This window comes from Allobosea sp. 01N443 (assembly GCF_056399325.1).
The window spans coordinates 1-13,263 of record NZ_JBFTRC010000157.1; the positions used below are offsets into that span (position 1 = coordinate 1).

At 66.1% G+C, this 13,263-nt stretch carries 11 protein-coding genes and 1 pseudogene; 7 read left to right on the forward strand and 5 right to left on the reverse strand.

Annotated features, from left to right (window positions below; genetic code table 11):
* From ggt to AC1DRP_RS27475, 3 genes are all read right to left on the reverse strand, one after another.
* Positions 1-1,485: gamma-glutamyltransferase (gene ggt / locus AC1DRP_RS27465; protein ID WP_476770109.1), on the reverse strand; the 1,485-nt coding region annotated here is incomplete at its 3' end.
* A 21-nt stretch (positions 1,486-1,506) separates the two neighbouring features.
* Positions 1,507-2,256 (reverse strand): glucosamine-6-phosphate deaminase, encoded by a 750-nt coding sequence (nagB, locus tag AC1DRP_RS27470; RefSeq protein ID WP_441507833.1) that lies wholly within the window; start codon positions 2,254-2,256, stop codon positions 1,507-1,509.
* Positions 2,253-3,494, reverse strand: a complete 1,242-nt coding sequence (locus tag AC1DRP_RS27475; RefSeq protein WP_441490498.1) for an ROK family transcriptional regulator — start codon at positions 3,492-3,494, stop codon at positions 2,253-2,255. The genes nagB and AC1DRP_RS27475 overlap by 4 nt, the downstream gene beginning before the upstream one ends.
* A 199-nt stretch (positions 3,495-3,693) precedes the next feature.
* Between AC1DRP_RS27475 and AC1DRP_RS27480 the strand changes: the two genes are divergently transcribed.
* The 4 genes from AC1DRP_RS27480 to AC1DRP_RS27495 are packed head-to-tail and all read left to right on the forward strand — an operon-like array spanning position 3,694 to position 8,311.
* Positions 3,694-5,214 carry an ABC transporter substrate-binding protein gene (locus AC1DRP_RS27480; RefSeq protein ID WP_441507832.1) on the forward strand — a complete coding sequence of 507 codons (1,521 nt, stop codon included), beginning with the start codon at positions 3,694-3,696 and terminating at the stop codon, positions 5,212-5,214.
* Positions 5,215-5,245: 31 nt separating this feature from the next.
* Entirely contained in the window at positions 5,246-6,187 is a 942-nt protein-coding gene (locus AC1DRP_RS27485) for an ABC transporter permease (protein ID WP_069877829.1), read from the forward strand.
* Positions 6,184-7,050, forward strand: coding sequence for an ABC transporter permease (locus tag AC1DRP_RS27490; protein WP_476770110.1), 867 nt, complete (start codon positions 6,184-6,186; stop codon positions 7,048-7,050). The genes AC1DRP_RS27485 and AC1DRP_RS27490 overlap by 4 nt, the downstream gene beginning before the upstream one ends.
* A gap of 13 nt (positions 7,051-7,063) precedes the next feature.
* Positions 7,064-8,311, forward strand: coding sequence for a Gfo/Idh/MocA family protein (locus AC1DRP_RS27495; protein ID WP_476770111.1), 1,248 nt, complete (start codon positions 7,064-7,066; stop codon positions 8,309-8,311).
* 58 nt (positions 8,312-8,369) lie between these two features.
* Here AC1DRP_RS27495 and AC1DRP_RS27500 read toward each other — a convergent pair whose 3' ends face one another.
* Positions 8,370-9,659, reverse strand: coding sequence for an extracellular solute-binding protein (locus AC1DRP_RS27500; RefSeq protein WP_441490304.1), 1,290 nt, complete (start codon positions 9,657-9,659; stop codon positions 8,370-8,372).
* 86 nt (positions 9,660-9,745) lie between these two features.
* Between AC1DRP_RS27500 and AC1DRP_RS27505 the strand changes: the two genes are divergently transcribed.
* On the forward strand, positions 9,746-10,612 hold the full coding sequence (locus tag AC1DRP_RS27505; protein ID WP_441507830.1) for an MBL fold metallo-hydrolase: 867 nt from the start codon (positions 9,746-9,748) through the stop codon (positions 10,610-10,612).
* Between the two features lie 46 nt (positions 10,613-10,658).
* On the opposite strand, the gene AC1DRP_RS27510 is transcribed toward AC1DRP_RS27505, so the two are convergent.
* Positions 10,659-11,918, reverse strand: a complete 1,260-nt coding sequence (locus AC1DRP_RS27510) for an ROK family protein (protein WP_441507829.1) — start codon at positions 11,916-11,918, stop codon at positions 10,659-10,661.
* A gap of 149 nt (positions 11,919-12,067) precedes the next feature.
* Between AC1DRP_RS27510 and AC1DRP_RS27515 the strand changes: the two genes are divergently transcribed.
* Positions 12,068-12,964, forward strand: a complete 897-nt coding sequence (locus AC1DRP_RS27515; RefSeq protein WP_476770112.1) for a carbohydrate ABC transporter permease — start codon at positions 12,068-12,070, stop codon at positions 12,962-12,964.
* Positions 12,961-13,263: pseudogene (locus AC1DRP_RS27520) on the forward strand (carbohydrate ABC transporter permease); the annotation flags it as partial. The gene AC1DRP_RS27515 and the pseudogene AC1DRP_RS27520, both read left to right, overlap by 4 nt.

Below are 13,263 nucleotides of genomic sequence, written 5' to 3' on the forward strand. Positions count from 1 at the left end.
CACCGAGACATCATGGCCGCGCGCGGCGAGATCGGCGCGGATCTCGGGGCCGATCGTCGACTCGACCGTGAGCTTGCCCTCGGCGACGAAGCTGCGCGGGCGGTCGGCCGCCTGCTGCGGGTCGTCGCCACGATCGAGCATCGAAGACAGGACATGCGCGTGGCCGGTCGCCTGATACTGGCCGCCCATCACGCCATAGGTCATCTGGGTGCGGCCATCCTTGGTCAGCAGCGCCGGGATGATGGTGTGGAGCGGGCGCTTGCGCGGCGCGATCGCGTTGGGATGGCCCTCGATCAACCGGAAGCCGGCGCCACGGTTCTGCAGCATCACACCGGATTCAGGCGCATAGATGCCGCTGCCGAAGGCCCAGAACAACGAATTGATGAAGGAGACGGCGTTACGATCGCGATCGACCACGGTGAGATAGACCGTGTCGCGATGCACCGGCATGTCGTCGTCGACGGCGGGCTGCGCCCGCTTCATGTCGATCCGGTCGCGCAGGCGGCCGATGAAGGCATCCGACAGAACCTGCTGCACATCGACAGGCGCAAAGGCCGGATCGGCAACGAGCAGGTCGCGCTGGTGATAGGCAGCCTTCGTCGCCTCCGCCAGCAGATGGATACGATCGGCCTCGCTGACGCGCCCCTCGGCGAGATCGAAACCCTCGAGGATGCGGGCGATGATCAGTGCCGTCAGCCCCTGGCCGTTCGGCGGGCACTCGTGCAGGCGATAGCCACGATATTCGGCTGAAATCGGCTCGACATAGTCGGAGGTCTGGCCGACGAAGTCATCCGCGACATGCAGAGCGCCGTTGCGATTGAGGACGGAAACGATCTCGTCCGCCACTGGCCCGCGATAGAAGGCGTCGCGTCCGTGCTGGCCGAGCCGGCGCAGCGTCCGCCCGAGCGCGGGATGGGTCATGCGATCGCCGACGCGGGGGGCTTCGCCGCCCGGCAAATAGACAGCGGCCGCACCTTCATATTTACGCAGGCGATTGGCGTAGATCGCCCAGTCATGGGCGACGCGCGGGGTCACCAGGAAGCCGTCCTCCGCCGCCTTGATGGCGGGCTGCAGCACTTCCTCCAGGCTGAGGCGGCCATGGTCGGCCGAGAGCCGGCACCAGGCATCGGCCGCGCCTGGAACCGTCACGGCATGGGGTGAGTTATCGGCAATCGAGGTCATGCCCTGCTCGCGGAACCAAGCCAGCGTCGCCGCCGCGGGTGCACGCCCGGAGCCATTGAGCGCGATCGGCGCCTTGCCGGGCTGAGCGTAGATCGCGAAACAGTCACCGCCGATGCCGGTCATATGGGGGTCGATGACGCCCTGCATCGCCACGGCGGCGATCGCCGCATCGATCGCATTACCGCCCGCCTTCAGGATGCCAAGCGCCGCCAATGTGGCCGCGGGGTGGGAGGTCGCCGCCATCCCGTTCTCTGCCACCGCCAGCGAACGCCCCGGTCTGGTGAAATCCCGCGTCCCGAACATGGTCGTCTCTTCCCTTTGTCGTCAGCTCAAACCGGCTGCTGCTGCGCGGTCGCATATCATGATCGCGGCGCGATGTGTCCTGAGGATCGACGCAGGGCAGGCAGGATCGAGGGGCCCCTTGACCGCGCGGGCCACCGCCGCCGCCTTCCCCGCTCCGGTAGCGATCAGGATGATCCGGCCCGCCTCCAGAATCGTCCCGATCCCCATGGTGATGCCGAATTCCGGCACCGTTTCGCTTCCGTCGAAGGGCCCCTGGTTCGCTTCCTGAGTCGAGGCCGCGAGCGCGACCTGGCGCGTACGCGAGGTAAAATCCGAACCGGGTTCGTTGAAGGCGATATGGCCGTTGGAGCCGATGCCCAGCAGCTGCAGGTCGATGCCGCCGGCCGCCGCGATAGCGGCTTCATAGGCTGCCGCCTCACGAGCGAGATCGAACGCATTGCCGTCTGGCATGAAGGTGCGGGAGCGATCGGCATCGACCTTGTCGAACAGCGTCTCATTCATGAAACGCGGGAACGAGGCCGGGTGCTGCGGCGGCACGCCGACATAATCGTCGAGATTGAAGCTTGTGCTCGCGGCAAAGGAGACCCGCCCGGCGCGATAGGCCGCAACCAACTCGCCGTAGACCGGGCGCATCGTCTCGCCTGTCGCCAGGCCAAGCACGGTCGAAGGCCGCGACAAGAGTTCCGCCACGATCCTGTTCGCGACATCCGCGGCAACGGTAGCGGCATCGTCGAGCACGACGAGGCCGGGGGCAGTGACATGGGCGTTCATGCTGTCTCGGTCGCCTTCCCGACGGGGAGAGCGAAGTCGCTCTGGAGGCTGGTCAGGCCGAACAGGCTGTCATGGATTCGTGACAGCGCCGTGCCGACGGCTCCGACAAGCGTCGCGCGGCTGCCAAGCGCGCTCGGCTCGATCCGCAGGGCTCCCCCGAGATGCCGGGCTACGAGCGTACGCAGTCGCGAGATCAGTTCTTCGCGCACGCCAATGCTGCCGCCGAGCACAATCAGTTCAGGGTCGACCACGGCGCGGATCGCCATCATGCCCTGGACCATGACGCGCGCCGTCTCGTCGAGTGTCGCGATGGCGGCCTCTTCGCCCTGGGCGAGCTGCGCGAAGACACCGCGCACATCCTGCGCCATGCGACCGCCAAAGCCGCGGTAACGCTGAAGGATGGCTACGCTGCCGATCGCGGTCTCAAAGGGGCCATGGAACTGGCCGCGCGAGTCGAAAGGATCGCCGCCAACCGGCAGAAAGGCGATTTCGCCAGCAGCCCCGCTGGCGCCGCGGGCAAGTCGCCCATCCAGAACAAGGCCCATGCCGATGCCGGTGCCCATCGCGATGAAGGCGAAGTTGCGGACGTCCTTGCAGCAGCCCTGCCATTGCTCGCCCATCGCTGCGAGATTGACGTCATTCTCGATCACCACGGCACAGCCGAGACGGCGCTCGAGCTCGTCCGCCACCCGGATGCGGTCGAAGCCGGGGATGTTGGGCGCGATCTCGATCTTGCCCGAGCGTGGATCGACGACGCCCGGACTGCCCATGGCGGCGCAGCGCAGGCCGCCCGGAGCGAGGCCGGCCTTGCGCGCCAGCCGCTCAGCCAGCGCGCCGATCTGTTCTACCACCGCAAGGCCGCCGCGCGAATCCGTCGGCTCCATCTCTTCCGCGACGATCGTACCGACCACATTGGCAAGCGCGGCGTGGATCTTGGTGCCCCCGAGATCCACGCCGAGCACGAAAGCGGCGTCCTGCTGGATCTCGTAGGTCACGGCACTTCGTCCCACCGCGCCCTGCGTCTGCCCACGCACACGCAGCCAGCCGCTATCCTCCAGCGCGCGCACGACCTCGGAGGTCGTCTGCTTCGACAGGCCGGTGATGCGGGCCAGCTCGGCACGTGAAATCGGGCCGCGATGCAGCACGGCCTCAATCACCGAGCGCACCGACATCTGGCGCGCAACCGGCGTGGAGTAAGCCTCTGCGCGAGGCGGTTCATCCGTCAATTCGTCAACCATGCGAACTAATAACGGATCGTTCTTGCCAATTGTCAATCTCGCACATGCAAGATGCGACTAAATCCTCTTGCCGAGCGGCATTGTTCGTCAGGTGTCTTTACAAACTCGAGAGYACGTGCATGCATTCCCGTCAGCATCACGCTCAAGACGGCGCCGCCTCGGCGGCAGCTGGTGACGAGACGGCTCGGGAGGCTGGATCATGCGAAATTCTAGACCATTGGTTTTTGCCGCTGCGCTCGCAGCCAGTCTGGCAGGCGCTGCAGTTGCCGCTTCAGCCCAGGGCACCAATCTGCGGGTCGGCATCCAGGACGACCCCGATGCGCTCGACCCGGCGACGAGCGGGACCTATGCCGGCCGCTTCGTCTTCGCGGCCATGTGCGACAAGCTCGTCGATATTGCGCCTGACCTGACGATCGCACCGCAACTCGCCCAGAGCTGGGAATGGGCGCCGGATCAGAAGGCGATCACCTTCAAGCTCCGCCCAGGCGTGAAGTTCCACGACGGCACCAGCTTCGATGCGGAGGCCGTGAAGTTCAACATCGAGCGCATGCTGACGATGAAGGACTCTCGCCGGAAGGCCGAGCTTTCAGCGGTGGCTGGCGTCGAGGTCGTGGCCCCCGATCAGGTGCGCCTGACGCTCAAGGAGCCTTTCGCCCCCCTGCTCTCCGTGCTCAGCGACCGCGCCGGCATGATGGTCTCGCCTGCGGCCGGTGCGAAGGACGACTTCGCCAACGCGCCTGTCTGTGCGGGACCCTACAAGTTCGTCGAGCGCAAGGCGCGCGACCTGATCAAGCTGACGAAGTTCGCAGATTACTGGGACGCCGCCAATTACGGCTATGACAGCGTGGCCTATTATTACGTGCCGGATTCAACCGTTCGCCTGTCGCGCGTTCGGGCCGGCGATCTCGATCTCGTCGAGCGCGTCGCACCGACCGATCTCAAGACCGTGCGTGACGACAAGAGCCTCAAGCTGCACGGCGCGCCCGGTCTCGCCGTCTCGCATCTGATGGTCAATCTCGGCAATGGCGAGAAGGCCAACGGCCCCCTGGCGAAGGATGCCCGGCTGCGCAAGGCCTTCGAGCTCTCGCTCGATCGCGCCATCATCAACCGCGTTGCCTTCAACGGTGAATACACCGCCGACAACCAGATGATCCCGCCCTCGGACCCGTTCCATTCGAAGGCGCATCCGGTTCCGGCCCGTGACGTCGCCGCGGCCAAGGCCCTGATGGCGCAGGCCGGAGTGACCAGCGTGCCGGTCGAGATCACCTTCGAGAACGCCCTCACGGATGCGCGCGTCGCACAGATCGTGCAATCCATGGCCAAGGAGGCGGGCTTCGACGTCAAGCTTCTGCCGCTCGAAACGGCGAGTGCGATCCAGCGCTATCTCGCGGGCAATTTCGAGGTCTATATCGGCAACTGGAGCGGGCGCGGCGATCCGGATCCGACCCTCTACGCCTTCTTCTCCTGCGCCGGCGGGCAGAATTTCAACAAATACTGCAACCGCGATCTCGAAACCGTCCTGAACAACGCCCGTGCCGAGGGTGACGCCGGCAAGCGCAAGGCGCTCTATGAGAAGGCCACCGGCCTTTATCTCGCCGACCTGCCCAGCATCCCGCTTTATCATCCGAACTGGTTCTTCGCGGCGCGCGCCAATGTCGGCGGCCTCAGCGTGTATCCCGACGGGTTGCTGCGGCTGAAGGGCGTCAAGCCGGCGCCGTGAGGCACGTGCCGGCGGCCGAGAGGGGCGCGGAATGATCAACTTCCTGGCGGGGCGTCTGGCCGTCGCGGTGCCGACGCTGCTGCTGGTCTCGATCCTGGTATTCGGGCTGCAGAAACTGTTGCCCGGCGACCCCGCGCTCGCACTCGCCGGCGAGGATCGCAGCCCCGAGATCATCGCGTACCTCCGCGCCAAGTACCAGTTCGACCAGCCCCTGCCGGTGCAATACTGGAGCTGGCTGAGCGCCTTCGTGCAGGGCGATTTCGGTCTCTCGATCCGAACCCGACTGCCGATCGGCACGATGATCGCAGAGAAACTGCCGGTCACGATCGAACTCGCGACGCTCTCGATGCTGATCGCGGTCGCGATCGGAATCCCGGCCGGAATCATCGCCGCCCTGTGGCGCGGTTCGGTGCTCGACCACGCCGTCAGCCTGTTCGGCCTCGCCGGCCTCTCGATCCCGAGCTTCTGGCTCGGGATCATGCTGATCCTGCTGTTCTCGGTCTCGCTCGGCTGGCTGCCGTCAGGCGGCTACGTCCCCTTCTTCGAAAGTCCGCTCGGCAACCTGAAGACCATGGCCATGCCGAGCCTCGTGCTCGGCGCCGCCTCCGGCGCCATCATCATGCGCCATACCCGCAGCTCGATGTTGACCGTGCTGAAGCAGGATTTCGTCCGCACGGCGCGCGCCAAAGGCCTCAGCGAACATGTCGTCGTGGTCCGCCATGCGCTGCGCAACGGACTGATCCCGGTCGTCACCCTTGGCACGCTGCAATTCGGGCAGCTCCTCTCCGGCGCCGTGCTGACGGAACAGGTCTTCGGTATTCCCGGCTTCGGCAAGATGATCGTCGACGGCGTCTTCAGCCGCGACTACGCCGTGGTCCAGGCCGTGGTGATGTGTGCGGCCGGTTTCTTCCTGCTGATGAGCCTTCTCGCCGACATCGCCTATGCGGCGCTCAATCCGAAGCTGCGCGGATGAGCCAGGTCGAGATCATTGGGCCCTCTGTCCCGGTGCGGACCCGTACKGGGTGGGAGCGCCTGCTGCGCGAGCCTTCGGCGCTGATCGGCGGTGGCATCGTGCTCGTCTTCGCGCTGATGGCCGTCTTCGCCCCCTGGGTCGCCCCCTACGATCCCAATGCCTCGGACTGGTCGACGATCCGGCTCGGCCCGACACTCGCCCACCCCTTCGGCACCGACGATCTGGGCCGGGACGTCCTGTCGCGCATCATCTTCGGCGCGAGGGCCTCGCTCGCGGCCGGCTTCCTCTCGGTGGCGATCGCACTGGTCTTCGGCGTGCCCTTCGGCCTGATCGCCGGATATTTCGGCGGTGTCGTCGACATCGTGATCTCGCGCCTGACCGACGCGCTGCTCGCCTGTCCGTTCCTGGTTCTGGCGATCGCGCTTGCCGCCTTCCTCGGCCCAAGCCTGCAGAACGCCATGATCGCCATCGGCATCTCGGCGATGCCGATCTTCGTGCGGCTCGCGCGCGGGCAGACCCTGATCGTGCGGGAAGAAGACTATGTCAGCGCGGTGGTCTCGCTCGGCGCGTCGCATCGCAAGGTCATCATCTCGCATATCCTGCCCAACATCATGCCGCCGCTCGTCGTGCAGGCAACGCTGACCACGGCGATCGCTGTGCTGGCGGAGGCGAGCCTCGCCTTTCTCGGCCTTGGCCAGGCGCCCCCCGACCCATCCTGGGGCAGCATGCTCGACGCCGCGCGGCAATTCCTGGTGGAGGCCCCCTGGATGGCGATCTGGCCCGGGCTCGCGATCGTCGTCGTCGTGATCGGCTTCAACCTGCTTGGCGATGCGCTCAATGACGTTCTCAACCCGCGCGACTGATCACGAGGTGGCCATGCCCGATCACTCCCTGCTTCCCACCCTGCGGATCGGCTTCGTCGGCTCCGGCTTCATCGCGCATTTCCATCTGACGGCGCTGATGGGAGTCCGCAATGTCGCGGTCACCGGGGTCTACTCGCCGCGCGCGGAACGCCGCGCGGCCCTCGCGGCGCGGGCGAACGAACTCGATCTTGGCCCCTGCAAGGCGTTCGCCAGCCTCGAGGCCATGCTGACCTCCGGCGAGATCGACGCGATCTGGCTGCTGAGCCCGAACCACACGCGCGTCGAGACGATGCGCGAGATCCACGCGGCGGTAACGTCCGGCCGGTCCCGCCTGCGCGCCATCGCCTGCGAGAAGCCTCTGGGCCGGACACTGCGCGAGGCGCGCGAGATGCTGAGGCTGGCCGAGGATGCCAGGCTGCTGCACGGCTATCTCGAGAACCAGCTGTTCTCGACGGCGGTGCAGCGCGGGCGCGAGATCATCTGGCGTCGCGCCGTGCCCGGCGCCGGTCGGCCCTATATCGCGCGCGCCGCCGAAGAACATAGCGGCCCGCACGAACCCTGGTTCTGGCAGGGCGAGAAGCAGGGCGGCGGCGTGCTCTCGGACATGATGTGCCACAGCGTCGAGGTCGCCCGCCATCTGCTGACCGCGCCGGGCGAGCCCCGCGATGCGCTGACCCTGGTCTCCGCCAATGCCACCGTCGCGACGCTGAAATGGAACCGGCCGGCCTATGTCAAGCAGCTCAAGGCTGGGATGGGCCCTGAGGTCGACTATGCCAAGCGGCCGTCGGAGGATTTTGCACGCGGGCTGATCACGCTGCGGGACCCCGACGGCAACGAGCTGATGATCGAGGCGACGACGTCATGGGCCTATGTCGGCCCCGGCCTCAGGATCACGCTCGAACTGCTCGGGCCGGAATATGCGATGGAGTTCAGCTCGCTGAACACGGGACTGAAGATCTTCTTCTCGCGCGCGGTCAGCGGCGCAAGCGGCGAGGACCTGGTCGAGAAGCAGAATGCCGAGCACGGCCTGATGCCCGTGCTGGAGGACGAAGCCGGCGTCTATGGCTACACGCTGGAGAACCGGCATTTCGTCGAGGCGTTCCGGCGCGGCACCATGCCGGAGGAGACCTTTGCCGACGGCGTCGCCGTCGTGCACATGCTGATGGCGCTCTATCGCTCGGCGGAACTCGGCCGGACCGTGAACTTCGCCGATGAGGATCTGGACGAGTACGTCCCCGTCGTCGCGCGGCCGGCGACCTGAGATCAGCGCTGCCGCCCGGGAGAACCGGGCGGCAGCACATTTGGACCAAAGCCTTGGATCAGGCCTTGTAGTAGTCGTCGATCAGCTTCTGCTCGGCAGCGGCAGCCTCCTTCAGGGCCGCGAGCGGATCCTGGTTCTGCAGCAGCACCCGGTCGAGCATGTCCTGGAAGATCTGGCCCTGAGCCTCTTCCGCCACGAAATCGGTGGCATGGGCGTATTTGAGGCCAGCCAGCATCGGGCCGGAAAGCGGATCGGCCAGGTTCTTGGCGCTCAGTGCGACCTCGGGCTTGGCCGGCAGCTCGCCGGTCTTCTCGAACCAGAGCTGCATCGCGTCATTGGTGGTGATGAAGGCGAGGAACTTGAGCGCTGCATCGCGCTTGGCTCCGGTCGCGCTCGACGCCAGGCCATTGACCCAATAGGAGGCGTAGTTGCTGGCAATGCCGTTATGGGTCGGCATTTCCGAGACGCCCCAGTCGAAGCCACGCGCGCTCTTGAAGGTGCCGAGGCGGAACGAACCGTCGACATGCTGCGCCGCCTTGCCGGCCTTGAAGGCCGCCTGGCTCTCGGAGAGGAAGCCCGCCGCAGCGACCTTATGCTTGCGCTGCAGATCGGTATACCAGCCGAAGGAGGCGGCCCCCGCGTCGTTGGCATAGGTCACGGTGCGGCCATCGTCCGAGTAGGGCTTGCCGCCGAACTGGCGCAGCAGGATCTCGCGCCACCAATGGTAGTCCTGCGACGGGATGCCGATGGTCGCGCCGGCCGTGGTGATGTTGCCACGCGAGTCGCGCTCGGTGACGGCCAGCGCGTTCTTCAGCATGTCGTCAAGCGTCACCGGCGGCTTGCCACCAGATGCGCCCGGCTTGCTCAGCAGCGTCTTGTTGTAGAACAGGCCGAGGCTGCGGACGGCGGTCGGAAGCGCCCAGTATCCCTCGTTCGTCCGCATCATCCGGACGAACTCGAAATAGTTCTTGTCGATATCGGCGACGTTGAAATGCTCGGCCGGCAGCGGCTGGATCAGCTTCGACTTGGCGTATTCGCGCATCCAGCCGAAGAAGAGCTGCAGGACATCGGGTCCCTCGCCCGCCGGCACGGCAGCCGCCGTCTTGGTCCGGTACTGGGCGTAGGGGAAGTGCGTGTGCTTGACCTTGATGCCCGGATTGGCAGCCTCGAACTGCTGGATGAGCGCATCCATCGCCTCGACGCGTTCCTTGAAGAAGTACTGCCAGTACTCGATCTGCACGGTCTGGGCACGCAGCACACTCGGCGCCGCCACGGTCAGGCCGGCGGCCGCGGCCCCGGTCGCGAAGCTGCGCCGGCTGAGGCGGAAGCCCTGGTTGTCTGTCGTCATGGTCTACTCTCCCTTGTTGTCCCTGGTGAAGGATGGCAGGCGTGGAACAGGCGGGCGCCGGCCCGCATCTGTGGCTGGAGACTGAAATGCGGCGACTGGACCTCGATGGCGCAACGCTGTTTGCGCTGACCGATGCCGCGCCAGCGCCGGCTGCTTCGCGCTATGCGTTTCCCGAAGCCGATTTCGCGGCGCATCCTGAATTGACGGCGCGCTGGTTCCCCGGCGGGATGTTCCACACGCGCTTCGGCGTCTTCGCGCTGCTCTGCCGCGATGGCCGCATCCTCATGGTCGATGCCGGCCTCGGCCCCGGCCCCAGTCCCTATTTCGACGGGCTCGGCGGCCGGCTGCCAGAGGAGTTCAAGGCCGCTGGGCTCGATCCGAACGCAGTCTCGCTCGTGGTCTTCAGCCATTTCCATCTCGACCATGTCGGCTGGGCACTCGACGAGACCGGCGCTCTCCGCTTCAGCCAGGCGCGCTATCTCGCGCCGGCAGCCGAGATCGCGCACTGGCAGGCTCAGGGCGAGGAAGCCGCCCTGCCGCACCATGTCGCGGCCTTCCGGCGCAGCATCGCGCCCATCGTCGAGAGCCGTCGGCTCGAGGCCGCAGAGGCTGGACTGCCGATCTTCGACAGCGGCAAAATCACCGCCTCGCTCCTGCCGGCTCCCGGACATACCGCCGGCCATCATGCGATCCTGATAGAAGGTGCGGGCCGCCCCGTCCTGATCGCCGGAGACAGCTGGCACAACCCGGCCCAGATCGCGGTTCCCGAGTGGTGCCATCGTGCCGATCGCGACCAGGATCAGGCGCGGCAGAGCCGCCGCGCCGTGGCGGAACATGCAGCCAGAACCGGGGCGATCGTTGCCGCCGGGCATTTCATCGAGTCCGAGGCCTTCGGCCAGATCGTACAGGACGCCGCGACGGGCGCCCTCGCCTACCAACCGCTCCACCAATAGGCTGGCCGGTTCGATCTCGATTGCGGGACAAGCCGGCACCATGGCCTCAGCTCCCCGCCGCCAGATCCCGCCTGCCATTGGCCGGACGGGTTTTTCCTAGCTCCGATGCTCTCGCCGCACGCGCCGGTTTCGGCAGTTTTGCCGCACGCGGATGCGGCGTCAGGCCACTGAACAACGGCAAGGTCGCGCCGCCGAGAGCCGGCGAATTGCGGCCAGCGCGCCCGGTCAGCAAGCGCGGCTGCTGTCGGCCCTTGCGCTGGCTGACGGAGGCCGGCAGCGGCGCGATGGCCTGCATCAGCGCAGCCAGGACCCGCTCCGGCACCTGCCCACCAATCACGATAGTCTCGGGATCGAGCAGGTTCTCGATGTTGGCGATGGCGATGCGCAAATGGCGCGCGGCCTCGGCGATCCAGCATGCGACGATCGCCTCGTGACCGTCGAAGAGACGCTCAACGGCACAGTTGTCCGCATCCCCGACGCCGGCCTCACCCAGCATCCGACGCAACGCATGCAGCGAAGCACGCGCCTCCAGCGTCACAAGCCCACCCCGATCAGGCTCGTGGCCGACGATCATGCGGCCAATCTCGCCGGCATTGCCGAAGGCGCCGGTCACCGGTTGTCCCTCGACGAAGAGGCCGCCACCGATGCCTTCGGCAAGGTAGAGATAGACGAAGCTGCGCAGATCGCGCGCAACTCCATGCAGATGCTCGCCGATTGCCGCAGCCGTCGCGTCGTTGCCGACGATGACGGGCAGGTTCAGCCCCGCAGAGAAGGCTTCGCGAAACGGAAGCCGCGACCAGGCCGCCATGGCTAGCGGGTCCTGCTCGCTCTCCGCGACATCACCGAACGGGCCCGGCAATGCGATGCCGACGCCCCAGAGCCGGGCGCGCGCAATGCGGCCTTGCTCGACCAACTCGGCAACCAGCGAAATCAGGCTCGGGAGGGCGAGATCGGGGCGCCCCGTATCGCAATCGATGCTGCGCTCGGCCCGGACATGGGCGCCGAGATCGACGAGGATACCGGTCATGCGGCCAGGCTCGACCTGCACACCGACGGCAAAGCCGCCATCGAGCGCCAGCGCGAGATCGATTGGCGGCTGGCCGCGCGCCGAAGCGCGGCGGCCGACGATGCTCACCAGTCCTTCGCGACACAGCTCGTCAGTCACGGTCGAGACGGTCTGGGCCGAGAGCCCGGTCGCCGCGGCGATCTCCGCGCGCGAGGCTGCACCGGAACGCCTCAACGCCTCGATCACCACGCGGCGATGATGGCCGCGGCGATCGAACGGGGCGAGACCGGATACGCTCATGAGCGGCGCGAACCTTCCGATTGAAATGCAGAGCCTGTGGGCCTGGCGCGAAGCAGGGCTTGCATCATGTCGCCGGCTTCGTATTAAATCAACGGACTTGATTTAATCGGACGACACACAGCGGGGACGCCGGAACGGGGATGCGACGAATGCGGGGCTACGCGGGATTGACGATCGAGACGAAGCAGGCACTCACGGCCTGGGCGTTCCTTGCCGTGCCGATCGCATTCTTCGCGGTGATCCGATTCTATCCGGCACTGGAATCGTTCGGCATCGCCTTCATGCAGTGGAACCTGCTCTCGAAACCGGTCTTCATCGGGCTCGACAATTTCCGGAAGATGATGGGCGATCCGGTGTTCTGGCTCGCCTTCAAGAACACGTTCATCTACCTCATGGTCGGCACGCCGCTCAGCCTGCTCCTGTCCTTCGTCATCGCCTATTATCTCGATCAGGTCCGCTTCGCGCATGGCCTGATCCGGGCCTGCTATTTCATCCCGCACCTGACGACGACAGTCGCGATGGCCTGGGTCTGGCGCTGGTTCTACCAGCCGCCACCGATCGGGCTGCTCAACAACATGCTGAACGCGGTCGGGCTCGATGCGCAGCCCTTCCTGCGCTCGACGACGCAGGCGCTCTATGCAGTGCTGACGCCGGCGATCTGGGCCGGGCTCGGCTTCCAGATCGTGCTGTTCATGGCGGGCTTGCGTGCCATTCCGTCGAGCTATTACGAGGCGGCGCGGATCGACGGCGCGGGCAAATGGATGATCCTGCGCCAGATCACCCTGCCCCTGCTCAAGCCCACCATCGTCTTCCTGGTGGTGATCTCGTCGATCGGCTTCCTGCGCATCTTCGACACGGTCTACAACATGACCGACAACGGCGCCGGCGGACCTCTGAACAGCACCAAGCCTCTGGTGCTCTACATCTATGAGACCGCCTTCCGTTCATATCAGATGGGCTATGCGGCGGCGCAGACATTGGTGCTGTTCGTGATCCTTCTGACGGYCAGCCTCCTCCAACTCTGGCTGATGCGGGAGAAATCATGAGCACGGCAACCTCCGCCGCGTCCCCGATGCCGAACTGGCGGCTGCAACTCGCCGCTCGTCCCGGCCAGGTGCTCGCCTGGACGCTCCTCGCCATGGGCGCCATCGCGATGATGATGCCGCTGCTCTACATGGTCGCAACCTCGCTGAAGCTCTCCAACGAGGTCTATGAACTCAACATCATCCCGCGCGAACCGACCTTCGAGAACTACGTTTATATCTTCAAGAACACGCGCTTCGGCCTGTGGTTCGTCAACTCGCTGGTGACGAGCCTCCTCGTCACCCTGTCCGTGCTCTTCTTC